Source organism: Alcanivorax sp. DP30, assembly GCF_009882945.1.
Lineage (GTDB): Bacteria > Pseudomonadota > Gammaproteobacteria > Pseudomonadales > Alcanivoracaceae > Alcanivorax.
The window spans coordinates 17,675-38,100 of the sequence record NZ_WTUY01000001.1; the positions used below are offsets into that span (position 1 = coordinate 17,675).

The 20,426-nt window shown below is 56.2% G+C and carries 34 protein-coding genes; 30 read left to right on the plus strand and 4 right to left on the minus strand.

Annotation, left to right across the window (positions count from 1 at the left end):
• Positions 1-30 precede the first annotated feature (30 nt).
• The 29 genes from rpsJ (at position 31) to GQF00_RS00215 (ending at position 14,223) form a co-directional block, all read left to right on the plus strand.
• Positions 31-342 (plus strand): 30S ribosomal protein S10, encoded by a 312-nt coding sequence (gene rpsJ / locus GQF00_RS00075; protein ID WP_022986497.1) that lies wholly within the window; start codon positions 31-33, stop codon positions 340-342.
• A 45-nt stretch (positions 343-387) separates the two neighbouring features.
• Positions 388-1,023 carry a 50S ribosomal protein L3 gene (gene rplC / locus GQF00_RS00080; RefSeq protein ID WP_161316835.1) on the plus strand — a complete coding sequence of 212 codons (636 nt, stop codon included), beginning with the start codon at positions 388-390 and terminating at the stop codon, positions 1,021-1,023.
• Between the two features lie 14 nt (positions 1,024-1,037).
• Positions 1,038-1,640 (plus strand): 50S ribosomal protein L4, encoded by a 603-nt coding sequence (gene rplD, locus GQF00_RS00085; RefSeq protein ID WP_161316837.1) that lies wholly within the window; start codon positions 1,038-1,040, stop codon positions 1,638-1,640.
• Entirely contained in the window at positions 1,637-1,933 is a 297-nt protein-coding gene (gene rplW / locus GQF00_RS00090) for a 50S ribosomal protein L23 (protein ID WP_161316839.1), read from the plus strand. The genes rplD and rplW overlap by 4 nt, the downstream gene beginning before the upstream one ends.
• Before the next feature lie 18 nt (positions 1,934-1,951).
• Positions 1,952-2,776: a 50S ribosomal protein L2 gene (gene rplB, locus GQF00_RS00095; protein WP_161316841.1), complete on the plus strand. Its 825-nt coding sequence runs from the start codon at positions 1,952-1,954 to the stop codon at positions 2,774-2,776.
• Between the two features lie 22 nt (positions 2,777-2,798).
• Entirely contained in the window at positions 2,799-3,074 is a 276-nt protein-coding gene (gene rpsS, locus GQF00_RS00100; protein ID WP_161316843.1) for a 30S ribosomal protein S19, read from the plus strand.
• Between the two features lie 10 nt (positions 3,075-3,084).
• On the plus strand, positions 3,085-3,429 hold the full coding sequence (rplV, locus tag GQF00_RS00105; RefSeq protein WP_022986491.1) for a 50S ribosomal protein L22: 345 nt from the start codon (positions 3,085-3,087) through the stop codon (positions 3,427-3,429).
• Between the two features lie 4 nt (positions 3,430-3,433).
• On the plus strand, positions 3,434-4,132 hold the full coding sequence (gene rpsC / locus GQF00_RS00110; protein ID WP_161316845.1) for a 30S ribosomal protein S3: 699 nt from the start codon (positions 3,434-3,436) through the stop codon (positions 4,130-4,132).
• 13 nt (positions 4,133-4,145) lie between these two features.
• Positions 4,146-4,559: a 50S ribosomal protein L16 gene (rplP, locus tag GQF00_RS00115; RefSeq protein ID WP_035234261.1), complete on the plus strand. Its 414-nt coding sequence runs from the start codon at positions 4,146-4,148 to the stop codon at positions 4,557-4,559.
• Between the two features lie 3 nt (positions 4,560-4,562).
• The gene (gene rpmC, locus GQF00_RS00120; protein WP_161316847.1) at positions 4,563-4,754 is read left to right on the plus strand and encodes a 50S ribosomal protein L29; all 192 of its coding nucleotides are present in this window, start codon (positions 4,563-4,565) and stop codon (positions 4,752-4,754) included.
• Between the two features lie 2 nt (positions 4,755-4,756).
• Complete coding sequence (gene rpsQ / locus GQF00_RS00125) at positions 4,757-5,020, plus strand: 30S ribosomal protein S17 (protein WP_161316849.1); 264 nt, start codon at positions 4,757-4,759, stop codon at positions 5,018-5,020.
• A gap of 50 nt (positions 5,021-5,070) precedes the next feature.
• Positions 5,071-5,439, plus strand: coding sequence for a 50S ribosomal protein L14 (gene rplN / locus GQF00_RS00130; protein ID WP_022986486.1), 369 nt, complete (start codon positions 5,071-5,073; stop codon positions 5,437-5,439).
• A 15-nt stretch (positions 5,440-5,454) separates the two neighbouring features.
• Positions 5,455-5,763, plus strand: coding sequence for a 50S ribosomal protein L24 (rplX, locus tag GQF00_RS00135; RefSeq protein WP_161316851.1), 309 nt, complete (start codon positions 5,455-5,457; stop codon positions 5,761-5,763).
• A gap of 13 nt (positions 5,764-5,776) precedes the next feature.
• Positions 5,777-6,316, plus strand: a complete 540-nt coding sequence (rplE, locus tag GQF00_RS00140; protein WP_161316852.1) for a 50S ribosomal protein L5 — start codon at positions 5,777-5,779, stop codon at positions 6,314-6,316.
• Between the two features lie 11 nt (positions 6,317-6,327).
• Positions 6,328-6,633, plus strand: a complete 306-nt coding sequence (gene rpsN, locus GQF00_RS00145; protein ID WP_161316854.1) for a 30S ribosomal protein S14 — start codon at positions 6,328-6,330, stop codon at positions 6,631-6,633.
• 37 nt (positions 6,634-6,670) lie between these two features.
• On the plus strand, positions 6,671-7,063 hold the full coding sequence (gene rpsH / locus GQF00_RS00150; protein ID WP_161316856.1) for a 30S ribosomal protein S8: 393 nt from the start codon (positions 6,671-6,673) through the stop codon (positions 7,061-7,063).
• Between the two features lie 30 nt (positions 7,064-7,093).
• On the plus strand, positions 7,094-7,627 hold the full coding sequence (rplF, locus tag GQF00_RS00155; protein ID WP_161316858.1) for a 50S ribosomal protein L6: 534 nt from the start codon (positions 7,094-7,096) through the stop codon (positions 7,625-7,627).
• 17 nt (positions 7,628-7,644) lie between these two features.
• The gene (gene rplR / locus GQF00_RS00160) at positions 7,645-7,995 is read left to right on the plus strand and encodes a 50S ribosomal protein L18 (RefSeq protein ID WP_035234276.1); all 351 of its coding nucleotides are present in this window, start codon (positions 7,645-7,647) and stop codon (positions 7,993-7,995) included.
• A gap of 12 nt (positions 7,996-8,007) precedes the next feature.
• Positions 8,008-8,505, plus strand: coding sequence for a 30S ribosomal protein S5 (rpsE, locus tag GQF00_RS00165; protein WP_161316860.1), 498 nt, complete (start codon positions 8,008-8,010; stop codon positions 8,503-8,505).
• Positions 8,506-8,528: 23 nt separating this feature from the next.
• A complete protein-coding gene (gene rpmD / locus GQF00_RS00170) occupies positions 8,529-8,711 on the plus strand; it encodes a 50S ribosomal protein L30 (RefSeq protein WP_153502334.1) in 183 nt (60 codons plus the stop codon).
• Between the two features lie 3 nt (positions 8,712-8,714).
• Positions 8,715-9,149: a 50S ribosomal protein L15 gene (rplO, locus tag GQF00_RS00175; RefSeq protein ID WP_161316862.1), complete on the plus strand. Its 435-nt coding sequence runs from the start codon at positions 8,715-8,717 to the stop codon at positions 9,147-9,149.
• 11 nt (positions 9,150-9,160) lie between these two features.
• Positions 9,161-10,543: a preprotein translocase subunit SecY gene (gene secY, locus GQF00_RS00180; protein WP_161316865.1), complete on the plus strand. Its 1,383-nt coding sequence runs from the start codon at positions 9,161-9,163 to the stop codon at positions 10,541-10,543.
• Positions 10,544-10,560: 17 nt separating this feature from the next.
• Positions 10,561-10,677: a 50S ribosomal protein L36 gene (gene rpmJ, locus GQF00_RS00185; RefSeq protein WP_008928865.1), complete on the plus strand. Its 117-nt coding sequence runs from the start codon at positions 10,561-10,563 to the stop codon at positions 10,675-10,677.
• A 115-nt stretch (positions 10,678-10,792) separates the two neighbouring features.
• Complete coding sequence (rpsM, locus tag GQF00_RS00190; protein ID WP_161316867.1) at positions 10,793-11,149, plus strand: 30S ribosomal protein S13; 357 nt, start codon at positions 10,793-10,795, stop codon at positions 11,147-11,149.
• Positions 11,150-11,184: 35 nt separating this feature from the next.
• A complete protein-coding gene (rpsK, locus tag GQF00_RS00195; RefSeq protein WP_161316869.1) occupies positions 11,185-11,583 on the plus strand; it encodes a 30S ribosomal protein S11 in 399 nt (132 codons plus the stop codon).
• Between the two features lie 16 nt (positions 11,584-11,599).
• Entirely contained in the window at positions 11,600-12,226 is a 627-nt protein-coding gene (gene rpsD / locus GQF00_RS00200; RefSeq protein ID WP_161316872.1) for a 30S ribosomal protein S4, read from the plus strand.
• Positions 12,227-12,246: 20 nt separating this feature from the next.
• A complete protein-coding gene (gene rpoA, locus GQF00_RS00205) occupies positions 12,247-13,254 on the plus strand; it encodes a DNA-directed RNA polymerase subunit alpha (RefSeq protein ID WP_153502337.1) in 1,008 nt (335 codons plus the stop codon).
• A 50-nt stretch (positions 13,255-13,304) separates the two neighbouring features.
• Entirely contained in the window at positions 13,305-13,688 is a 384-nt protein-coding gene (gene rplQ / locus GQF00_RS00210) for a 50S ribosomal protein L17 (protein WP_161316874.1), read from the plus strand.
• A 199-nt stretch (positions 13,689-13,887) separates the two neighbouring features.
• Complete coding sequence (locus GQF00_RS00215) at positions 13,888-14,223, plus strand: DOPA 4,5-dioxygenase family protein (protein WP_161316876.1); 336 nt, start codon at positions 13,888-13,890, stop codon at positions 14,221-14,223.
• A 43-nt stretch (positions 14,224-14,266) separates the two neighbouring features.
• Here the strand turns inward: GQF00_RS00215 and GQF00_RS00220 are convergent, their stop codons facing one another.
• The 4 genes from GQF00_RS00220 to GQF00_RS00235 all read right to left on the minus strand — a co-directional run bounded on the left by GQF00_RS00220 (position 14,267) and on the right by GQF00_RS00235 (position 18,701).
• Positions 14,267-14,650 (minus strand): hypothetical protein, encoded by a 384-nt coding sequence (locus GQF00_RS00220; protein WP_161316878.1) that lies wholly within the window; start codon positions 14,648-14,650, stop codon positions 14,267-14,269.
• Positions 14,651-14,787: 137 nt separating this feature from the next.
• Complete coding sequence (locus tag GQF00_RS00225; RefSeq protein ID WP_161316880.1) at positions 14,788-15,042, minus strand: hypothetical protein; 255 nt, start codon at positions 15,040-15,042, stop codon at positions 14,788-14,790.
• 21 nt (positions 15,043-15,063) lie between these two features.
• The gene (gene uvrA / locus GQF00_RS00230) at positions 15,064-17,895 is read right to left on the minus strand and encodes an excinuclease ABC subunit UvrA (protein ID WP_161316882.1); all 2,832 of its coding nucleotides are present in this window, start codon (positions 17,893-17,895) and stop codon (positions 15,064-15,066) included.
• A 155-nt stretch (positions 17,896-18,050) separates the two neighbouring features.
• On the minus strand, positions 18,051-18,701 hold the full coding sequence (locus GQF00_RS00235) for a response regulator transcription factor (RefSeq protein ID WP_161316884.1): 651 nt from the start codon (positions 18,699-18,701) through the stop codon (positions 18,051-18,053).
• 347 nt (positions 18,702-19,048) lie between these two features.
• Here GQF00_RS00235 and GQF00_RS00240 point away from each other — a divergent pair, with 347 nt between their 5' ends.
• Positions 19,049-20,416 carry an MFS transporter gene (locus tag GQF00_RS00240; RefSeq protein ID WP_161316886.1) on the plus strand — a complete coding sequence of 456 codons (1,368 nt, stop codon included), beginning with the start codon at positions 19,049-19,051 and terminating at the stop codon, positions 20,414-20,416.
• The last annotated feature ends 10 nt before the right edge of the window (positions 20,417-20,426 follow it).

Below are 20,426 nucleotides of genomic sequence, written 5' to 3' on the forward strand. Positions count from 1 at the left end.
TGGTTCGAAACAGTCTGGAGTTTGTTAGCTATGGCTAACCAAAGAATCCGCATCCGACTCAAGGCATTTGATCATCGTCTGATCGATCAGTCTGCCCAGGAGATCGTGGATACGGCCAAACGGACAGGCGCGCAGGTAACGGGTCCCATCCCGCTCCCGACGCGTAAAGAGCGTTTTACTGTGCTGATCTCTCCGCACGTAAACAAAGATGCGCGAGATCAGTATGAGATCCGCACTCACAAGCGACTGGTCGACATCGTCGAGCCTACGGATAAAACCGTGGATGCTCTGATGAAGCTGGATCTGGCTGCTGGTGTGGATGTGCAGATCAGCCTGGGTTAACAACGGGCGGGTTAATAACCGCGACAGGTTGTGAAGAGGTAAACAATGGCGATTGGTGTGATCGGTCGAAAATGTGGCATGACTCGCGTGTTCACTGAAGAAGGTGTCAGTGTTCCTGTGACCGTCATCGAGGTGACCCCGAATCGGGTTGCTCAGGTTAAGACCGAAGAATCAGATGGCTATCAGGCCGTGCAGGTAACGGTGGGTGAGCGCCGTGCCAGCCGTGTGACCAAGGCTCAGGCCGGTCACTTTTCCAAGGCTGGTGTCGAAGCAGGTCGTGGCGTTTGGGAGTTTCGTGCTGAAGCAGGTGAGCTGCAGCCGGGTTCCGAAGTGACCGTTGAGGGTTTTGAGGCGGGTCAGATCATTGATGTGACCGGCACCTCCAAGGGTAAGGGTTTTGCTGGCGGCGTTAAGCGCTGGAACTTCAGCACCCAGGATATGACCCATGGTAACTCTCTGTCTCACCGTGCTCCGGGTTCCATTGGTCAGAACCAAACCCCGGGTCGCGTGTTCAAGGGCAAGAAGATGGCTGGCCATCTGGGTGCTGAACGCGTGACTGTCCAGAATCTGGAAGTGGTGCGTGTAGACGCTGAGAAGAATCTGTTGCTGGTTAAAGGTGCGGTCCCCGGTGCTACCGGTGGTGATGTGATCGTGCGTCTGGCAGTGAAGGCGAAGGCCTGAAAGAGGAATAGAGGATGAATCTCAATACTGCCTCTGGAGGTACCGTTAGCGTTTCCGAAGTCGCCTTCGGCAAAGACTTTAACGAGCCTCTGGTTCATCAGGTTGTAACTGCGTTTCTGGCTGGTGCCCGTCAGGGTTCCAAGGCTCAGAAAAACCGTTCCGATGTGAGTGGTGGTGGTCGCAAGCCGTGGCGTCAGAAGGGCACTGGTCGTGCTCGTGCTGGCACCATTCGCAGCCCGATCTGGCGTGGCGGCGGCAAGACTTTTGCTGCTACCAACCGTGACTTCTCTCAGAAGGTGAACCGCAAGATGTATCGTGGCGCGCTGCAGTGCATCGTGTCCGAGCTGGTTCGCCAGGAGCGCCTGGTTGTTGTTGACGAATTTACTGTCGATGCACCGAAAACCAAGGCTGTTGCGGCGAAGCTGAAAGATCTGCAGCTGAGCAATGTGCTGATCGTGACTGACAATCTGGATGAGAACCTGTTCCTGGGTTCCCGCAATCTGCCGAAGGTAGATGTGCGCGACGCACAAGGCGTTGATCCGGTCAGCCTGATCGCTTTTGAAAAGGTGCTGATCACCGTGCCGGCTCTGAAGAAACTTGAGGAGGCACTGGCATGAATCAAGAGCGCATCCTGACTGTGCTGCGTGCACCGCACGTTTCTGAAAAAGCGACAGTTAATGCTGACGAAAATGGCACCTTTGTATTCAAAGTGGCCAAAGATGCGAACAAGCTGGAAATCAAAAAGGCTGTTGAGGCGCTTTTTGAGGTGAAGGTTAAGTCTGTTCGTACCGCCAACGTGAAAGGCAAGTCCAAATTCTTTGGTCGCGTCGCTGGCAAGCGCGCTGACTGGAAGAAGGCCTATGTTTCCCTTGTGGAAGGCCAGGACATTGACTTCCTCGGCGCAGAGTAAGGAAGGGAGTAAGGAATAATGGCGATTGTAAAGTGCAAGCCGACTTCTCCGGGCCGCCGCTTTGTAGTCAAGGTGGTCAACGAAGATCTGCACAAAGGTGCTCCCTACGCGCCTCTGGTAGAAGCCAAGAGCAAGAACGGCGGTCGTAACAACAATGGTCGAATCACTACCCGTCATAAAGGTGGTGGTCACAAGCAGAAGTACCGCGTTATCGACTTCCGTCGTAACAAGGACGGTATTCCTGGCGTTGTTGAGCGTCTGGAGTATGATCCGAACCGTTCTGCGCACATTGCCCTGGTCAAGTACCTGGATGGTGAGCGTCGTTACATTCTGGCTCCCAAGGGCCTGAAGGCAGAAGATCGTATCCAGTCCGGCGAAGATGCGCCGATCAAGGTTGGAAACGCGCTGCCGCTGCGTAACATTCCGCTGGGTTCCACGGTTCATAACGTGGAAATGAAGCCTGGCAAGGGTGGCCAGATTGCTCGATCCGCCGGTACTTCCGTGCAGGTTCTGGCAAAAGATGGTCAGTACGCGACCCTGCGTCTCCGCTCCGGTGAGATGCGCAAGGTTCACGCTGACTGCAAGGCGACCCTGGGTGAAGTATCCAACAGTGAGCATAGCTTGCGCTCACTGGGTAAAGCGGGCGCCACGCGCTGGCGGGGTGTACGTCCCACTGTACGTGGTGTGGCGATGAACCCGGTAGACCACCCTCATGGTGGTGGTGAAGGGCGTACTTCTGGTGGTCGTCATCCGGTTACCCCTTGGGGTGTACCGACTAAGGGCCACAAGACCCGTACAAACAAGCGCACTACCAAGATGATTGTGCGCGACCGTCGTAAGTAAGGGATAGAGAGAGGTTCAGGCTGTGCCACGTTCACTCAAAAAAGGTCCTTTTGTGGATCACCACCTGCTAGGCAAGGTGGAAGATGCGGTGGAAGCCGGCTCCCGTAAGCCGATTAAAACCTGGTCCCGTCGCTCCATGATTATTCCGGAGATGGTGGGTCTGACGATTGCTGTTCACAATGGCAAACAGCATGTGCCGGTGATGGTTTCCGAGCACATGGTGGGCCACAAGCTGGGCGAATTCGCCCTGACCCGCACATACCGCGGGCATGTCGTGGACAAAAAGGCTAAGCGATAAGGTGACAGCCATGGCTACTGAAGTTGCAGCCCGTCTGCGCGGTGCAAGAATTTCGGCTCAGAAAGCCCGCCTCGTAGCGGACCAGGTCCGAGGCCTGGAAGTCGAGAAGGCGCTGAATCTTCTGGAATTCAGCCCCAAGAAGGCGGCAAAAATCGTTAAGAAAGTGCTGGAGTCCGCAATTGCAAACGCGGAAAACAACGACGGCGCTGACGTTGACGAGCTGAAGGTATCCACAATTTTTGTGGACGAAGGCATGACCATGAAGCGTATCCGTCCGCGGGCGAAAGGCCGCGCTGATCGGATCCTCAAGCGTACTTGCCACATTACTGTGAAAGTCTCGGAAGGTCAGGAGTAACCAGATGGGTCAGAAAGTTCATCCGGTCGGTATTCGCCTTGGCATTGTCAAAGAGCATAACTCGCTCTGGTATGCCGGACCGAAGTCTTATTCAGACTGCCTGGTTACCGACCTGCAGGTTCGTGAGTTCCTGTTCAAGCGTCTGAAGAATGCCTCGGTGAGCCGTGTCAAGATCGAGCGTCCGTCCGAAAACGTACGCATCACGATCGCTACCGCTCGTCCGGGTATCGTAATCGGTAAGAAAGGCGAAGATGTCGAGCGCCTGCGCCGCGATGTGGCCGCCAAAATGGGTGTGCCGGTTCATATCAACATCGAGGAAGTGCGCAAGCCCGACCTGGATGCGCGTCTGGTAGGCGACAATGTCGCTGGTCAGCTGGAGCGTCGTGTGATGTTCCGTCGTGCGATGAAGCGTGCCGTGCAGAACGCCATGAAGTCTGGCGCTGAAGGTATCAAGATTCAGCTGTCCGGTCGTCTGGGTGGTGCAGAGATTGCGCGTACCGAATGGTACCGCGAAGGCCGAGTGCCACTGCATACCTTGCGTGCTGACATCGACTACGCAAGCGTACGTGCTGAGACCACTTACGGCACCATCGGTATCAAGGTGTGGATCTTCCGTGGCGAAGTGCTTGGCGGCATGGAGCAGGTTCAGCAGGAAGAGCAGCAGAAGCAGTCCAAGGGCGCGAAGAAGCGCGGCCGCGGTTAAAGGGTAACGAACGATGTTGCAGCCGAAGCGTACCAAATTCCGGAAAGTTCATAAGGGCCGCAACCGTGGCCTGGCAGAGCGGGGCAGCAAAGTGTCTTTTGGCACTATTGGTCTGCAGGCAACTGGTCGCGGTCGAATTACCGCACGCCAGATTGAAGCCGCCCGTCGTGCCATGACTCGTCACATCAAGCGTGGCGGGAAGATTTGGATCCGGGTTTTCCCGGACAAGCCGATCACCCAGAAGCCGCTCGAAGTGCGGATGGGTAAAGGTAAAGGTTCTGTAGAGTATTGGGTTGCCCAGATTCAGCCGGGCAAAATGCTTTACGAAATGGAAGGTGTTTCTGAAGATGTGGCGCGTGAAGCGTTCCGTCTGGCCGCGGCGAAGCTGCCGGTAAGCACCCGTGTCGTAACTCGGACGGTGATGTAAGCCATGAAAGCGAGCGAGCTGAGAGATAAAAGTGTTGAAGAGCTGCAGCAGGAGCAAATCAACCTGCTTGAGCAACAGTTCAAGCTGCGTATGAAGTCCGCTTCCGGTCAGCTTTCCAAAACCCACGAGCTTGGGATGGTTCGCCGTGACATTGCGCGTGTTAAGACCATTCTGAAACAGAAGCAGGGTAACTAGTCATGGCAGAGGCAAAAATGCGCCGGACCGCTACCGGCAAGGTGATCTCCAACAAGGGTGAGAAAACTATCACTGTGTTGGTTGAGCGCCGGGTTCAGCACCCGATTTACGGCAAGATCATCAAGCGTTCCAGCAAGCTGATGGCGCACGATGAGCAAAACCAGTGTAACGAAGGTGACCTGGTAACCATCGAGGAATGCCGTCCGATGTCCAAGCGTAAGACCTGGACATTGGTAAATGTAGTCGAACAAGCCAACAAGGCTTAACGGACCGTTGCTGTGGCTGCCTGTAGAGGCAGAGTTGGAGAGATTTAGCGATGATTCAGACCGAAAGCATGCTCGAAGTTGCCGATAACAGCGGCGCCCGTCGAGTACAGTGCATCAAAGTGCTGGGTGGTTCACACCGCCGCTATGCAGGCATTGGTGACATCATCAAGGTCACAGTCAAGGAAGCGATTCCGCGCGGCCGTGTTAAGAAAGGTGATGTAATGACCGCCGTGGTTGTACGTACCCGTAAAGGTGTGCGTCGCCCCGATGGTTCTTTGATTCGTTTCGACGAAAATGCCGCGGTGTTGTTGAACAACAACAAAGCACCGATCGGTACCCGGATCTTCGGCCCGGTAACGCGCGAGCTGCGTACCGAGCAGTTTATGAAGATCATCTCCCTGGCACCTGAAGTTCTATAAAGGCGGGTGAAGGTAATGCTTAAGATCAAGCGTGATGACGAAGTCATCGTAATTGCGGGCAAGGACAAAGGTAAGCGTGGCACCGTTCAGCAGGTTCTGGACAATGGTCGCGTTATCGTTGGCGGCGTTAACATGGTGAAAAAGCATGTTAAAGCCAACCCTAACCGTGGTACTCAAGGCGGCATCGTAGAACAGGAAGCGGCTCTGCATGCTTCTAACGTTGCCATCTGGAACCCCAAGACGCAGAAAGCGGATCGTGTGGGCTTCCGGTTTGAAGACGACAAGAAAGTCCGTTTCTTCAAGTCCAACGGCGAAACGCTGTAGGTTTAGGTGACCCATGAGTGATCTGAAAAAGATTTATAAAGACGAAATCGTACCCAAGCTGAAAGAAGAGCTGGGTCTCGATAACATCATGGAAGTGCCGAAGATCACCAAGATCACCCTGAATATGGGTGTTGGTGAAGCTTCAGCCGACCGTAAGGCGATGGACGGTGCTCTTGCCGACATGACTGCCATTTCCGGTCAGAAGCCCCTGGTAACCAAGGCTCGCAAGTCTGTTGCCGGCTTCAAAATCCGTGAAGGTTGGCCGATCGGCTGCAAGGTAACCCTGCGCAACGATCGCATGTACGAATTCCTGGAGCGCCTGGTTTCCATCGCGATCCCGCGTATTCGTGACTTCCGTGGTTTGAATGCGAAATCCTTCGATGGCCGTGGTAACTATTCCATGGGTCTTCGTGAGCAGATCGTGTTCCCGGAAATCGATTTTGACAAGGTCGACAAGCTTCGTGGTCTGGATATCACCATCACCACTGATGCCAAGACCGATGATCAGGCACGGGCGCTGCTGCGCGCCTTCAACTTCCCGCTGAAGGGCTAAGAGGATTTGTCATGGCTAAAGAATCCATGAAAAACCGGGAAGCAAAACGCGCCAAACTGGTTAAGCGTTTTGCCGCCAAGCGTGCAGCGCTTAAGGCGATCATCCAGGATCCCAATGCAGAACCTGAAGCGAAGTGGGATGCCCAGCTTCAGCTGCAAAAGATGCCGCGCGATTCCTCGCCGGTGCGTCAGCGTAACCGCTGCCGCCTCACCGGTCGTCCGCACGGTTACTACCGCAAGTTCGGCCTGAGCCGGATCATGCTGCGTGAAGCAGCTATGCGCGGTGATGTCCCCGGTCTGGTTAAAGCCAGCTGGTAAGCCAAGAAACAGGCATGAGTAGCGGAGCGATTGCGGCATGAGCATGCAAGATACCCTGGCGGATATGTTTACCCGTATCCGTAACGCCCAAATGGCCAAGAAAGTACAGGTCGAGATTCCTGCCTCCAAGGCAAAGGAAGCTGTTGCCAAAGTACTTCTGGATGAGGGCTACATCGCTGGATACAAAGTCAGCGAAGACAAGAAACCGGTAATGACGGTTGATTTGAAGTATTTCGAAGGTAATCCGGTGATCGACAAGATCGCTCGTGTTAGCCGTCCTGGTCTGCGTGTTTACAAGAGCGCTGGCGAGATCCCTAAGGTTAAGGGCGGCCTCGGCGTGATGATCGTATCCACCAACCAGGGCATTATTTCTGACCGCGCAGCACGCAAAGCCAATGTTGGTGGCGAGCTGATCTGCGAAGTGTCCTAACAGAAGCGGCGTAGACGGGTTAGGTGCAGCATGTCTAGAGTAGCAAAAAGTCCGGTAAATCTGCCGAAGGGCGTCGAGATCAAGGTCGACGGCCAGAAAGTTGCCCTGAAGGGTGGCAAAGGCAGCCTGGAGCACGAAGTACACGAGCTGGTTGCAGTGTCTGTTGAAGACGGTGTGGTTTCCGTGAAGCCCCACGAAGAGTCTCAAAAGGCATGGGCCCTGGCCGGTACCACGCGTGCTCTGTTGAACAACATGGTAACCGGTGTTGCCGAAGGTTTTGAGCGCAAGCTTCAGCTCCTCGGTGTAGGTTATCGTGCGCAGGCTCAGGGTAAGGTTCTTAACCTGACTCTCGGTTTCTCCCACCCGGTTGCTTACGAGCTGCCTGAGGGGATTACTGCCGAAACTCCGAGCCAGACAGAGATCGTTATCAAGGGCATTGACAAGCAGCTGGTAGGTCAGGTTGCAGCCAATGTTCGGGCCTTCCGTCCGCCTGAGCCCTACAAGGGTAAAGGGGTGCGCTATGCTGATGAGCAAGTGCGCCGTAAGGAAGCCAAGAAGAAATAATCGTCGAGATTAATGCCATGAAAGACAAAAAAGTTGCACGTCTGCGCAGGGCAAAACGTACTCGCCTGAAGATCCGTGAACTGGGCGAAGTTCGTCTCTGCGTAAATCGTACTCCGCGTCATATCTATGCGCAGGTAATCTCTGCGAATGGTGGCCAGGTACTGGCTTCCGCTAGCACTGTAGAGAAGGATCTGCGTGCTGAAGCTACCGGTAACACTGACGCAGCGGCCAAAGTGGGCCAGCTGATCGCTCAGCGTGCCAAAGAAGCGGGCGTTGAGCGCGTTGCCTTTGACCGTTCCGGTTTTAAATATCACGGTCGCGTAAAGGCGCTGGCTGACGCAGCGCGTGAAAACGGGCTTGAATTCTAAGGGTGCTTGGTTATGTCGAAAGTTGATCCCAACGAAGGTCTGCAGGAAAAGCTGGTTCAGGTAAACCGGGTTGCTAAAGTAGTTAAAGGCGGCCGTATCTTCGGTTTTACCGCGCTGACTGTAGTGGGTGACGGCAAGGGCAAGGTTGGCTTTGGTCGTGGCAAGGCGCGTGAAGTGCCGGCCGCTATCCAGAAAGCCCTGGAAGCTGCTCGCCGCAACATGATTCAGGTGGAGCTAAACGGCACCACCATCCAGCACCCGATGAAGGCCCGTCACGGCGCCTCCAAGGTGTACATGCAGCCGGCCGATGAAGGTACCGGTGTGATTGCCGGCGGTGCGATGCGCGCCGTACTGGAAGTCGCAGGCGTTCAGAATGTACTGGCCAAGTGTTATGGCTCCACCAACCCGGTAAACGTGGTTCGGGCGACCTTTAACGGCCTGAAGACCATGGCGTCTCCGGAGTCTGTGGCCGCCAAGCGTGGCAAGTCTGTCGAAGACATTCTGAACTAAGCGCAGATAACGGAATCGTTACGATGGCTGAAAAGATCAAGGTAAAGCTGGTTAAGAGCACCAACGGCCGGCTGGAAAAGCATAAGGCCTGTGTGCGCGGTCTCGGTCTGCGCCGCATCGGTCATACCGTTGAAGTTGAAGATACCCCGTCTGTACGCGGCATGATCAACAAGGTCGCGTACATGGTACAGGTAGAGGGAGAATAAGTGATGCGTCTGAATGATCTGCATCCTGCCGAAGGTTCCCGCCCGAGCGCCAAGCGTGTTGGTCGTGGTATCGGTTCCGGCCTGGGCAAGACTGGTGGTCGTGGTCACAAGGGTCAAAAGTCCCGCTCCGGCGGTACGGTGAAGCCCGGCTTCGAAGGTGGTCAGATGCCGCTGCAGCGTCGTGTGCCGAAATTCGGCTTCACGTCCAAGCTGGCAATGGGTACTGCTGAAGTTCGCCTGGCTGAACTGGCCAAGGTAGAAGGCGACGTGATCGATCTGGCTTCCCTGAAGGCAGCCAACGTGGTTCGTCGTGATATGAAGCGCGCCAAGATTGTTCTGCAGGGCGGCATTGATCGCGCTGTGACTATCCGTGGTGTGGCTATCACCAAAGGTGCCCGCGAAGCGGTTGAGAAGGCCGGCGGTAAAGTCGAAGAATAAGGCGACGCTTTATGGCGAAGAATCGCGCTCAGACATTGAATGGTGGCGCGCCGAAAGTAGACAGCAACGCAACGCGTGAGCTGTGGCGGCGAATCGGTTTTCTGTTGGGCGCCCTGGTGGTGTTCCGGATCGGGGCACATATCCCGGTCCCGGGCATGAACCCGGATGCGTTGCAACAGATGTTCAACAATAACCGGGACACCATTCTTGGCCTGTTCAACATGTTCTCCGGGGGATCCCTGGAGCGCATGAGTATTTTTGCGCTGGGCATTATGCCCTACATTACTGCCAGTATCGTCATTCAGTTGATGACGGCAGTAGTACCGACCCTGGAGCAGCTTCGTAAGGAAGGTGAACAGGGGCGCCGCAAAATCACTCAGTACACCCGGTATTTGACCGTTGTATTGGGTGCCATTCAGTCCTTCGGCGTTTGCGCAGGTCTGAAGAGCCAGGGTATTACCCTGCTGCCGGAAGTGGCGACCACCATGCAGGTGGCCAGCTTCTACTTCGTGGCAGTAACGAGCCTTCTGACTGGTACCGTATTCCTGATGTGGCTGGGTGAGCAGATTACCGAGCGAGGTATTGGCAATGGTATTTCCATGCTGATCTTTGCTTCCATCGTGGCAGGCTTGCCCGGTGCTGTGGCCCAGACTTTCGAGTCCGCCCGTACCGGTGATTTGAGTCTGATCATGATGCTGTTCGTGTTCCTGGTAGCACTGGCCGTTATCTTCGGTGTGGTGTTTGTGGAACGCGGACAACGCCGGATTACGGTGAACTATGCACGTCGCCAACAAGGTCGTCGTGTGTACGCAGCGCAGCAGAGTCATCTGCCGCTGAAAGTGAACATGGCAGGTGTTATTCCGGCTATCTTTGCCAGCTCTATTCTGTTGTTTCCGGCTTCGCTGACCCAGTGGTTCAGTGATTCCAACCCGGATTCCTGGTGGGGCCAGTCATTGCGTAGCGTGAGTGATGCCTTGTTGCCGGGTACGCCGCTGTATGTACTGCTGTTTACCCTGTCAATCGTGTTCTTTTGCTACTTTTATACAGCGCTGGTGTTCAATCCGAAGGATGTCGCTGACAACCTGAAGAAGTCCGGCGCCTATATTCCGGGTATCCGCCCGGGCGAGCAGTCCGCTCGCTATATCGACACCGTGATGGGCCGTCTGACCCTGATCGGCGCGGTATACATGACGCTGGTGTGTCTGTTGCCACTGGGTCTGCAAGCTGTTGCCAACGTGCCCTTCTATTTGGGCGGCACCTCTCTGCTGATCGTTGTGGTGGTAGTCATGGACTTCTGGTCGCAGGTAAATTCGCACCTGACGTCCACCCAGTACGAGAAGTTGATGAAGAAAGCCAACCTGAAAGGGTATGGCGGCACCGGACTGGTGCGTTAACGAACGAGGCGAGTGCGATGAAAGTTCAGGCTTCTGTGAAGAAGATCTGCCGTAACTGCAAAGTGATCCGTCGTAAGGGTCGCGTCATGGTGATCTGCAGTGCCGAACCCCGGCACAAGCAGCGCCAGGGTTAAGGTTCAGTCTTCTTTTAAGTGTTTGGTTGAAATTCAGTCGGCGTAGCGCTAGACTCTGCCGCCTTTCGGCGCCATAGAGCCTGGCGCACCCGTTTTGTGAATCGGAGATATTCGGATGGCCCGTATTGCAGGCGTTAACATCCCGGAAAATAAGCACACGGTGATTTCTCTCACCTACATCTTCGGGGTCGGTCGTACCCGTGCACAGCAGATCTGTGCCGCGGCCGGTATTGAGGAAACCGCTAAGGTTCGTGACCTGAGCGGTGAGCAGCTTGACGTCATTCGTGGCGAAGTTGCCAAGTTCTCTACCGAGGGTGACCTGCGCCGGGAAATCAACATGAACATCAAGCGTCTGATGGACCTCGGTTGTTACCGTGGTATTCGCCATCGTCGCGGCCTGCCGCTTCGCGGTCAGCGCACCAAAACCAATGCACGGACTCGTAAAGGTCCGCGTAAACCGATTCGCAAGTAAGCTGAAACGTCAGCGGCTGGATTTGGATAGGCATTATGGCTAAGTCAAAGAAAGATAGTGGCGCACGTCGCAAGAAGGTAACGCGCAGCGTAGCGGACGGCATCGCTCACGTGCACGCTTCCTTCAACAACACCATCATCACCATTACTGATCGTCAGGGCAACGCACTGTCCTGGGCGACTTCTGGTGGCGCTGGTTTCCGTGGTTCCCGTAAGAGCACCCCGTTTGCTGCCCAGGTGGCTGCTGAAAACGCGGGTAATGCTGCCAAGGACTACGGTCTTAAGAATCTTGAAGTGCGCGTCAAGGGCCCTGGCCCGGGTCGTGAATCTTCCATTCGTGCCCTGAATGGTTGTGGCTACAAGATTACCCATATTGAGGACGTTACGCCGATTCCGCACAACGGTTGCCGTCCGCCTAAAAAGCGTCGCGTGTAACGGGAGTTAGAGCAAGATGGCAAGATACATCGGTCCCAAGTGCAAGCTTTCCCGTCGTGAAGGCACTGATTTGTACCTGAAGAGTGGTATTCGTCCGCTCGATTCCAAGTGTAAGGCTGAGCAGGCTCCTGGTCAGGCTGCAGGTGGCCGTCGTCCGGCACGTCTGTCCGACTACGGTGTTCAGCTGCGCGAGAAGCAGAAAGTTCGTCGTACCTACGGTGTACTGGAAAAGCAGTTCCGTAGCTACTACAAGAAGGCAGCTTCCTCTAAAGGTGCAACCGGCGAAGTCCTGCTGCAACTTCTGGAAGGTCGTCTGGATAACGTGGTTTACCGCATGGGCTTCGGCTCTACTCGCTCTGAAGCGCGTCAGCTGGTTAGCCACCGTGCCATCCTGGTTAACGGTCAGTCTGTTAACGTGGCCTCTTACCAGGTGAAGCCGGGTGACGTGATCAACGTTCGCGAGAAGTCCAAGAACCAGTTGCGCGTCAAGAACGCCATGGAACTGGCTCAGCAGCGTGGTTTCGTGCCGTGGATCGAGGTGGACGAGAAGAAGCTGGAAGGGACTTTCAAGTCCAAGCCAGAGCGTATCGACCTGCCTGCCGAGATCAACGAAAACCTGATCGTCGAGCTGTACTCCAAGTAAGGACTGCCTGAGGGATCTCTATGACCGCCGTGAACGACTTTCTCACGCCCCGCTCGATCGCGGTCAACGCGATCAACCAGACCCACGCCAAAGTGGTTCTGGAACCGCTGGAGCGTGGTTTTGGCCACACCCTGGGGACTGCGCTGCGTCGCATCCTGATCTCCAGCATGCCCGGCTGCGCGATCACCGAAGTGGAGATCGAGGGCGTACAACACGAATACTCCTCCATTGAGGGTGTTCAGGAAGATGTGATCAACATCCTGCTGAACCTCAAGGGCGTTGCCCTGAAGATGGAAGACCGTGAAGAAGCTACTCTGGAGCTGGTCAAGAAAGGCCCCGGGGCAGTGACTGCGGATGACATTCAGCGTGATCACAGTGTTGAGATCGTCAACCCTGATCACCTGATCTGCACCATTACCGGCGACACCGAACTGCGTGTGAAGCTGAAAGTGCAGAAGGGTCGTGGCTACGAAGCCGCTGATTCCCGTCAGACTGATGAAGACGAGACTCGTGGCATTGGCCGCCTGCAGCTGGATGCCAGCTACAGCCCGGTTCGTCGCGTAGCCTACGTGGTTGAAGCTGCACGTGTTGAGCAGCGCACCGACCTGGACAAGCTGGTTATCGATCTGGAAACAGACGGAACCATTGATCCGGAAGAAGCGATTCGTCGTGCTGCCACTATTCTGCAGCAGCAGATCGCCGTCTTTGTGGATCTGGAACAGGACGCCAAGCCTGAGCCGAAGCAAGAGCGTGAAGAGATCGATCCGATCCTGCTGCGCCCGGTAGATGACCTTGAACTGACCGTTCGTTCTGCCAACTGTTTGAAGGCGGAAAACATCTACTACATCGGCGATTTGGTACAGCGTACCGAGGTTGAGTTGCTGAAGACCCCGAATCTGGGTAAGAAGTCTCTCACCGAGATCAAGGACGTGCTGGCCTCCAAGGGCTTGTCGCTGGGTATGCGTCTCGAGAACTGGCCGCCGGTCAGCCTTCGTGACGACGACCGGCTGAACACCAAATTGCGCTAAGTTAGTTGTTGTGGACGCTGTGAAGCGCCCCTGAACATAGGAACAGAATCATGCGTCATCGCAAAAGCGGCAGAAAACTGAATCGGAACAGCTCTCATCGTCAGGCGATGTTCCGTAACATGGCCGTGTCTCTGCTGGAGCACGGGGCGATCAAGACTACTCTGCCCAAGGCTAAAGAGCTGCGTCGTGTGGCTGAGCCGCTGATCACCCTGGCCAAGGAAGATTCCGTAGCCAACCGTCGTCTGGCTTTCAGCCGCACCCGTTCCAAGGAAGTGGTTGGCAAGCTGTTCAACGAACTGGGCCCGCGCTACAAGAGCCGTCCTGGTGGCTACGTGCGTATCCTCAAGATGGGCTTCCGTGCCGGTGATAATGCACCGATGGCCTATGTCGAGCTGGTAGACCGTCCAGAGGTTGCCGAAGCAGACGCTGAATAAGCGATTTGTTGCAGTGACCAAAAAAACCGGGCTTAACGCCCGGTTTTTTTATGCCTGTTGCACAGCCTTGACTCTGTACTATGCTGGGTAACAGCCCCTCAAGGCCTCCGGCGTGGTTTTGTGCCTCTTTCCTGGCGGCCGTCGCGGGTTGCCAGCCTTGAGCTGTGGAGGCTGTCTGGAGCGGCTACAGGCGAGAGTTATGGCAATAAAGGGATTCCACGCACACGTCTACTTCGATGAGAATACATTCAGCCAGGCGGCGGCATTGTGCCAGTCTGCGCACCTCAACTTCGATCTGCCCATGGGGCAGATGCACAGAAAGCCGGTCGGCCCGCATCCCAGCTGGAGTTGCCAGCTAACGGTACCCCGCAGGCTGGCGGGAGAGGTGATCCCCTGGCTGATGGCTAGCCGCAACGGACTGACCATCTTCATTCATGGCCTCAGTGGCGATGACTTGCGCGACCATACCGAACTGGTTATGTGGCTAGGGGAAAGTCAGCCGCTGGATTTGAGCATGTTCCAGTACTCGGCCTGAAGCCAATAATTCCAGTCGCGTCTAAAGATCAGCTGTCTTTCTGCTAGTTTTGCGCCACTACGCGTCCCCTGTACATCAAGGTCTTGCCTGTTTTTTTCAGGTGTTTGCTGGCGCTGCTGTCTGGACCTTGTTGTTCATGGTTGTCCACTGCCTGCCCACGATAGAAACGGACCGGCAAAGGGGCCGGGGGCGTGACCAGTTCATCCGGGCCTTCAAGTTCTATCAACGCCAGACGTATTTCTCCGTAAAGACGCTGCATTCCCTGTGAGCGGGTTCGGCCAGCGTAATGGGCCAGTCTGTGTCGCAGCTCGGGATCGGTGAGAGAGAGGTTGGCATCAAATTCCGCACGAATCAGTCGCCTGCACTGATTAACCAGATTGACAATGTTGTACTGCATTAACCAACGGTGATCGGTAGTGCTGCTCATCACATACTCCTCAGACTGGGTCTGTGCCTTGCGATTAACAGAATATAAAGCAGAATTCGTGCCACTCTGAGCAGGGCTGGAAACCCCGTCTGGGCGCCCCAAAAAAGTACCCGTGGCCACGATGGTGCGGGGCTGCGTTATTGTGAGGCGTGTCGCAGGGTTTCATGCTGTTTGCATAGAAGGCGGTTGTGGTCAGCCAATCCGGTAACGCCAGCCTGACGCACCCGAAAATCCAGCAGCGTAGCGTTGTTGGTATCTGTTGTGACGAGCCTGGATAGATGCGGAGCGCCCTGGCCAGAGAGTTGCCATATCTGCAAACCTGTGGCCTGGGCTTCGTACCACCAGGCGATGGTTGTCACGAACGAAGGCCGCACCTTGATGAATCTTGCCATCTGGCGATGCCTTGCACGCTGTCACTTCAGCATCGTTTTCAGGAACCGCCCGGTATGGCTGCCCTTCACTTTGGCGACTTCTTCGGGTGTGCCTTCGGCGATAATCTCGCCGCCGCCATCGCCGCCTTCCGGGCCCAGGTCCACAACCCAATCGGCCGTCTTGATGACGTCCAGGTTGTGCTCGATGACAGCCACGGTGTTGCCATGGTCAGCCAGTCGGTTGAGCACGTCCAGTAGCAGCTGGATATCGTGAAAGTGCAAGCCGGTAGTCGGTTCGTCGAGAATATAGAGCGTGTTGCCGGTGTCGCGGCGTGACAGTTCCTTGGCCAGCTTGACCCGTTGGGCTTCACCGCCGGACAGGGTGGTGGCGGCCTGGCCGAGCTTGATGTAACTGAGGCCCACGTCGATCAGGGTCTGCAACTTGCGGGCGAGTGCAGGTACGGCATCGAAGAATTCACGGCCGGCTTCAATGGTCAGGTCCAGCACCTCGAAGATGTTCTTGCCCTTGTAGGTGATCTCCAGGGTTTCCCGGTTATAGCGTTTGCCTTCACAGACTTCACAGGGCACGTAGATATCCGGCAAGAAGTGCATCTCGACCTTGATGACACCGTCGCCCTGACAGGCCTCGCAGCGCCCGCCCTTGACGTTAAAGCTGAAGCGTCCTGGTTTGTACCCGCGAGCACGGGCTTCCTGGGTCCCGGCGAACAGTTCACGAACCGGGGTGAAGATGCCGGTGTAGGTGGCCGGGTTGGAGCGCGGGGTTCGGCCAATGGGGCTTTGGTCGATATCCACGACCTTGTCGAAATGCTCGAGACCCTCAATAGCTTCGTGAGGGCCTGCCTTGAGGGTGGTTGCCTTGTTCAGTTTGGTGGCTGCCAATGGATAAAGCGTGCTGTTGATCAGGGTGGATTTACCGGAACCTGACACCCCGGTGATACAGGTCAGCAGTCCGACGGGCAGATTGAGAGGGTGTCCTTTGAGATTGTTGCCGCTGGCCCCGAGCAGGGTGAGCCACTTGTCGTCCTTGTTCTGGCGGCGCTTGTTCGGCACGGCGATCTGCTTTCGGCCGGAAAGGTAGTCGCCGGTGAGCGAGTCCGGGTTGTCCGCAACCTGCTGGGCGCTGCCTTGGGCCACCACGGTGCCACCATGGACGCCGGCGCCAGGGCCGATATCGATGACATGGTCGGCAAGGCGAATGGCATCCTCGTCGTGTTCCACCACCAGTACGGTGTTGCCGAGATCGCGCAGGCGGGTCAGGGTGTTGAGCAGGCGTTCGTTGTCGCGCTGATGGAGGCCGATGGAGGGTTCGTCCAGTACATACATGACGCCCACGAGGCCTGCGCCGATCTGGCTCGCCAGGCGAATGCGCTGGGCTTCTCCGCCGGACAGGGTTTCTGCGCTCCGTTCCAGGGTCAGGTATTCGAGGCCCACGTTGACCAGGAACTGGAGGCGATCGCGAATTTCCTTGAGAATCTTGTCGGCAATCTCGCCCTTGCTACCCGGCAGATTGAGTTCACTGAAATAGTTGTGGGCCTTGCCAACGGCCAGGCGCACCACATCCGGCAGGGTGGTTTGTTCGATAAATACATGTCGGGCGGCCTCGCGCAAGCGGGAGCCATTACAGCTGGGGCAGCTGGAGGTGGACATATAGTTGAGCAGGTCTTCACGCACCGCGTCGGATTCGGTCTCCCGGTAGCGGCGCTCCATATTGGGAATGATGCCCTCAAACGGATGGTTGCGCTTGATGATGTCGCCACGATCGTTGAGGTAGCGGAACTCGATGCTTTCCTTGCCGGTGCCGTAAAGGATCTTCTTGCGGGTGGCCTTGTCCAGTTCCTGAAAGGGCAGGTCCATGTCGAAACCAATGCTCTGTGACAGCGAGTTGAGCATCTGGAAATAGTAGACGTTGCGGCGATCCCATCCGCGGATGGCGCCTTCGGACAGTGACAGCTCCTCGGAATTGATGACCTTGTCTTCGTCGAAGAACTGTTTCATGCCGAGGCCGTCACAGCTGGGGCAGGCGCCGGCCGGATTGTTGAAGGAGAACAGCCGCGGTTCCAGTTCAGGAATGGAGTAGCCACAGTGGGAGCAGGCAAACTTGGCGGAGAAGGTGATTTCCTCACTGTCGCTCTCTGCACTCTCCATGGGGGCAATGATGGCGATGTCGTCGGCCAGATTGAGCGCGGTTTCGAAGGATTCCGCAAGACGGTTTTGCATGTCGTCACGGACCTTGAAGCGATCGACCACCACTTCGATGGTGTGCTTCTTGTTCTTTTCCAGATCTGGGGTGTCGTCCATGTCGTAGATGCGGCCATCCACCCGAACGCGGATAAAGCCCTGGGCGCGCAATTCTTCGAACAGGTGCAGGTGCTCGCCTTTCTTCTCGCGAATCACCGGGGCAAGCAGCATCAGCTTGCTGCCTTCTTCCATGGCCAGCACCTGGTCCACCATCTGGCTGATGGTCTGTGCTGCCAGCGGGGTGTCATGCTCTGGGCAGCGGGGTTCGCCAACGCGGGCGAACAGCAGGCGCAGGTAATCGTAGATCTCGGTGATGGTGCCCACGGTGGAGCGAGGATTGTGGCTGGTAGACTTCTGCTCGATAGAAATGGCCGGGCTGAGCCCCTCGATGTGATCCACATCGGGCTTTTCCATCATCGAAAGAAACTGGCGGGCATAGGTGGAGAGGGACTCCACATAACGGCGCTGCCCTTCGGCATAGAGGGTGTCGAATGCCAGTGAGGATTTCCCCGAGCCGGACAGGCCGGTAATCACCACCAGCTTGTCCCGGGGAATATCCAGGTCCACGTTCTTCAGGTTATGGGTGCGTGCCCCGCGAACCAGAATGGTATCCATCTACTGCCCCTGAGTACTGTCAAAATGAACAGGGCAGTATAGGGGAAATACTGTGAAGGGGAAAAGAAAGGTGATTGACCACAGAGATCACATACGGCCCCAGGGAGAGCCGGGTGCTGTTCGGTTCTCTCTGCGGCCTCTGCGGTGGAAAGGTCTTAAAGGTTTTCCTGGGCCCAGTTCACTGCCTGCAGACGGTTGGAGGCGTTGATCTTCTTGAAGATGTTGTAGATGTGGGTCTTGATGGTGTGCGGGCTCAGGTTGAGGCTGCTGGCGATTTCGGAGTTCTTGGCGCCGGTGGCCATGACTTTGAGCACTTCCACTTCCCGGTCGGTGAGGTTGACCTCGCTGCGGGAGAAGGTTTTGTTAAAGGTGCGGCTCTTCATCAGGTAGGTTTGCAGTACCGCGCGGGGGAACCACAGCTCGCCGTCAAAGATGGCCTTGATGCCTTTGCTCAGCATTGCCTGGGGGCAGTCGAACTGGAAGCCGCCATTTACCATGGGCAGGCCGGCCAGTTTTGACAGGGATTCCTCATCATCCACGTTGAAGACGGCAATCAGGACATCGTTTTCCACTTCCTGGTCGGCTTCCAGCAGGTGAGCAATCACTTCATTCACGTCCACGCTGTGGTAATCCACCAGAAACAGGTTCTGGTCTTTGGTGCGCAGGGTCTCCACCGTGATGTCATGCACGAAGGGGATAGAGTGCGTGGCAACCTCTTCCTTTACCAGGAACTCGGTGAGCAGTGCATTTTGCAGCTGTTGGCCGCCGACTACATAGACCTGCTGGCTTTGTTGTTGGGTATTCATTGTCCTGTCCATGACTGCTTGGGTGTCTGCCGCGTTGCATATGGCTGGTTCAGAATGACTGAAGTCGGCATGGCATAACTGCAAACCACCCTAGGCATTAGCCTAAGAAAAAAAACTTATCAGCATGTGAATCTATCACCGCTTTGACGGGGGTTCAATTTACTGGGGCAGCCTTTTCACGAAGTTTACGAATTTTATTCCCGTGATTGTGACCGGATAGCCGCTGGGGGCGGATGCCTGGCAGGGTGGGATGATGTTCTGTCGGAACGGGAATCTGCTACACTGCACGCCCCCCAGACAGTAGCGAATGGCCAGAAGGCCGGACCGGCAGGAGTTTTCAGGTTTCAATGACAGCCCCATCTTCCAATGCGCTGCAGCGTACCGAGCTGAAAACCACCGGTTACATGGCTACCATCTTCGCCCTGCGAATGTTCGGCTTGTTCATGATTCTGCCGATCTTTGCGGTGTACGGAAAAGAGCTGGAAGGCGCCTCACCACTGCTGATTGGCACCGCCATTGGTGCCTACGGCCTGATGCAGGCCATGTTGCAGATTCCTTTTGGCATGATGTCCGATCGCTTCGGGCGCCGCCCGCTGTTGTTGATCGGGCTTGTGTTGTTCATCGCAGGTGGCGTTGTGGCGGCCATGAGTGACCATATTTACGGGGTTATCGCTGGCCGTGCGCTGCAGGGCGCCGGTGCCATCGCCAGTGTGATCATGGCGCTGATTGGTGATGTGGTCAGTGAGAAGAACCGGACCCGGGCCATGGCGTTGATCGGTATGTCAGTGGGTGGGTCCTTTATCCTTGCCCTGATTCTGGGGCCTTTGCTGGCGGCCTGGTTGGGCCTGTCGGGCTTGTTCTGGGCTACCTCCCTGCTGGGGGGGCTGGCCTTGCTGGTGGCCTTCGTGGTGCCGGCGCCGAAGAGTCATCAGGGTGAGCTATTGCCTGCAGGTGAGCGCTTCCGACGCGTATTGCGGAACAAGACATTGCTGCGGTTTGATGTAGGCATTTTCACACTTCATGTGATCATGACTGCGTCCTTTGTGGTGGTGCCGGCGCTGCTTTCCGAGCGGCTCGGCATGAGCCTGCAGAGCCACAGCCTGCTGTACCTGGGGGTTCTGGTCGCCGGGTTTGTGGCCATGGTGCCGCTGGTGATCCGGGCGGAACGTCGTGGCGCTGTGCCCGTTAAAAGGCTGGCCATTGTATTGCTGGGCATCTCACAGCTGCTGCTGGCCCTGGCAGGGGCTGAGCTATGGCACTATGTGCTTGCCTTGCTGGTGTTCTTTGCTGCGTTCAATCTGCTGGAGGCGCTGCTGCCTTCGCTGGTAGGGCGGGCGGCGCCAGCGGGCACTCGCGGTACTGCCATGGGGGTATATTCCAGCTCCCAGTTTATGGGGGTGTTTGTGGGTGGCCAGTTGGGCGGGGCCCTGTATCAGTGGTTTGGCCCGCAGGCTGTGTTTCTTGGCTGTTTGGCCCTGGCGATAATCTGGTTGCTGGTATTGTCCGGCCTGAAGGAATTGCCGAGGCTGGAAAACCGGGTGCTCCAGTTGCAGCCCGGTCAGGACTGGCAGGTACTGAGTCGCCAATTACATCGCGTGCCTGGTGTGGAAGAGGTGGTGGTTGTGGAAGAGCAGGCCATGGTGCTGCTCAAAATTGATACAGGCGCTCTGGATGAGAGCCAGTTGCAGGGACTCGCCGTCGTAGGTCAAAGCTGACACAATGGCG

What these genes read in the sequence shown, in the direction of transcription:
- rpsN (WP_161316854.1), top strand. Translation starts at nt 6,328, where the DNA reads ATGGCTAAAGAATCCATGAAAAACCGGGAAGCAAAACGCGCCAAACTG.
- rplE (WP_161316852.1), top strand. Translation starts at nt 5,777, where the DNA reads ATGAGTGATCTGAAAAAGATTTATAAAGACGAAATCGTACCCAAGCTG.
- rplP (WP_035234261.1), top strand. Translation starts at nt 4,146, where the DNA reads ATGTTGCAGCCGAAGCGTACCAAATTCCGGAAAGTTCATAAGGGCCGC.
- rplD (WP_161316837.1), top strand. Translation starts at nt 1,038, where the DNA reads ATGAATCTCAATACTGCCTCTGGAGGTACCGTTAGCGTTTCCGAAGTC.
- uvrA (WP_161316882.1), bottom strand. Translation starts at nt 17,895, where the DNA reads ATGGATACCATTCTGGTTCGCGGGGCACGCACCCATAACCTGAAGAAC.
- rplF (WP_161316858.1), top strand. Translation starts at nt 7,094, where the DNA reads ATGTCTAGAGTAGCAAAAAGTCCGGTAAATCTGCCGAAGGGCGTCGAG.
- rpsE (WP_161316860.1), top strand. Translation starts at nt 8,008, where the DNA reads ATGTCGAAAGTTGATCCCAACGAAGGTCTGCAGGAAAAGCTGGTTCAG.
- rpmC (WP_161316847.1), top strand. Translation starts at nt 4,563, where the DNA reads ATGAAAGCGAGCGAGCTGAGAGATAAAAGTGTTGAAGAGCTGCAGCAG.
- GQF00_RS00220 (WP_161316878.1), bottom strand. Translation starts at nt 14,650, where the DNA reads ATGAGCAGCACTACCGATCACCGTTGGTTAATGCAGTACAACATTGTC.
- rplX (WP_161316851.1), top strand. Translation starts at nt 5,455, where the DNA reads ATGCTTAAGATCAAGCGTGATGACGAAGTCATCGTAATTGCGGGCAAG.
- rplN (WP_022986486.1), top strand. Translation starts at nt 5,071, where the DNA reads ATGATTCAGACCGAAAGCATGCTCGAAGTTGCCGATAACAGCGGCGCC.
- rplV (WP_022986491.1), top strand. Translation starts at nt 3,085, where the DNA reads ATGGCTACTGAAGTTGCAGCCCGTCTGCGCGGTGCAAGAATTTCGGCT.
- GQF00_RS00235 (WP_161316884.1), bottom strand. Translation starts at nt 18,701, where the DNA reads ATGAATACCCAACAACAAAGCCAGCAGGTCTATGTAGTCGGCGGCCAA.
- rpsD (WP_161316872.1), top strand. Translation starts at nt 11,600, where the DNA reads ATGGCAAGATACATCGGTCCCAAGTGCAAGCTTTCCCGTCGTGAAGGC.
- GQF00_RS00225 (WP_161316880.1), bottom strand. Translation starts at nt 15,042, where the DNA reads ATGGCAAGATTCATCAAGGTGCGGCCTTCGTTCGTGACAACCATCGCC.
- rpmD (WP_153502334.1), top strand. Translation starts at nt 8,529, where the DNA reads ATGGCTGAAAAGATCAAGGTAAAGCTGGTTAAGAGCACCAACGGCCGG.
- rplO (WP_161316862.1), top strand. Translation starts at nt 8,715, where the DNA reads ATGCGTCTGAATGATCTGCATCCTGCCGAAGGTTCCCGCCCGAGCGCC.
- rplC (WP_161316835.1), top strand. Translation starts at nt 388, where the DNA reads ATGGCGATTGGTGTGATCGGTCGAAAATGTGGCATGACTCGCGTGTTC.
- rpmJ (WP_008928865.1), top strand. Translation starts at nt 10,561, where the DNA reads ATGAAAGTTCAGGCTTCTGTGAAGAAGATCTGCCGTAACTGCAAAGTG.
- rplQ (WP_161316874.1), top strand. Translation starts at nt 13,305, where the DNA reads ATGCGTCATCGCAAAAGCGGCAGAAAACTGAATCGGAACAGCTCTCAT.
- rpsH (WP_161316856.1), top strand. Translation starts at nt 6,671, where the DNA reads ATGAGCATGCAAGATACCCTGGCGGATATGTTTACCCGTATCCGTAAC.
- rplR (WP_035234276.1), top strand. Translation starts at nt 7,645, where the DNA reads ATGAAAGACAAAAAAGTTGCACGTCTGCGCAGGGCAAAACGTACTCGC.
- rpsQ (WP_161316849.1), top strand. Translation starts at nt 4,757, where the DNA reads ATGGCAGAGGCAAAAATGCGCCGGACCGCTACCGGCAAGGTGATCTCC.
- secY (WP_161316865.1), top strand. Translation starts at nt 9,161, where the DNA reads ATGGCGAAGAATCGCGCTCAGACATTGAATGGTGGCGCGCCGAAAGTA.
- rpoA (WP_153502337.1), top strand. Translation starts at nt 12,247, where the DNA reads ATGACCGCCGTGAACGACTTTCTCACGCCCCGCTCGATCGCGGTCAAC.
- rpsM (WP_161316867.1), top strand. Translation starts at nt 10,793, where the DNA reads ATGGCCCGTATTGCAGGCGTTAACATCCCGGAAAATAAGCACACGGTG.
- GQF00_RS00240 (WP_161316886.1), top strand. Translation starts at nt 19,049, where the DNA reads ATGACAGCCCCATCTTCCAATGCGCTGCAGCGTACCGAGCTGAAAACC.
- rpsK (WP_161316869.1), top strand. Translation starts at nt 11,185, where the DNA reads ATGGCTAAGTCAAAGAAAGATAGTGGCGCACGTCGCAAGAAGGTAACG.
- rpsC (WP_161316845.1), top strand. Translation starts at nt 3,434, where the DNA reads ATGGGTCAGAAAGTTCATCCGGTCGGTATTCGCCTTGGCATTGTCAAA.
- GQF00_RS00215 (WP_161316876.1), top strand. Translation starts at nt 13,888, where the DNA reads ATGGCAATAAAGGGATTCCACGCACACGTCTACTTCGATGAGAATACA.
- rplW (WP_161316839.1), top strand. Translation starts at nt 1,637, where the DNA reads ATGAATCAAGAGCGCATCCTGACTGTGCTGCGTGCACCGCACGTTTCT.
- rplB (WP_161316841.1), top strand. Translation starts at nt 1,952, where the DNA reads ATGGCGATTGTAAAGTGCAAGCCGACTTCTCCGGGCCGCCGCTTTGTA.
- rpsJ (WP_022986497.1), top strand. Translation starts at nt 31, where the DNA reads ATGGCTAACCAAAGAATCCGCATCCGACTCAAGGCATTTGATCATCGT.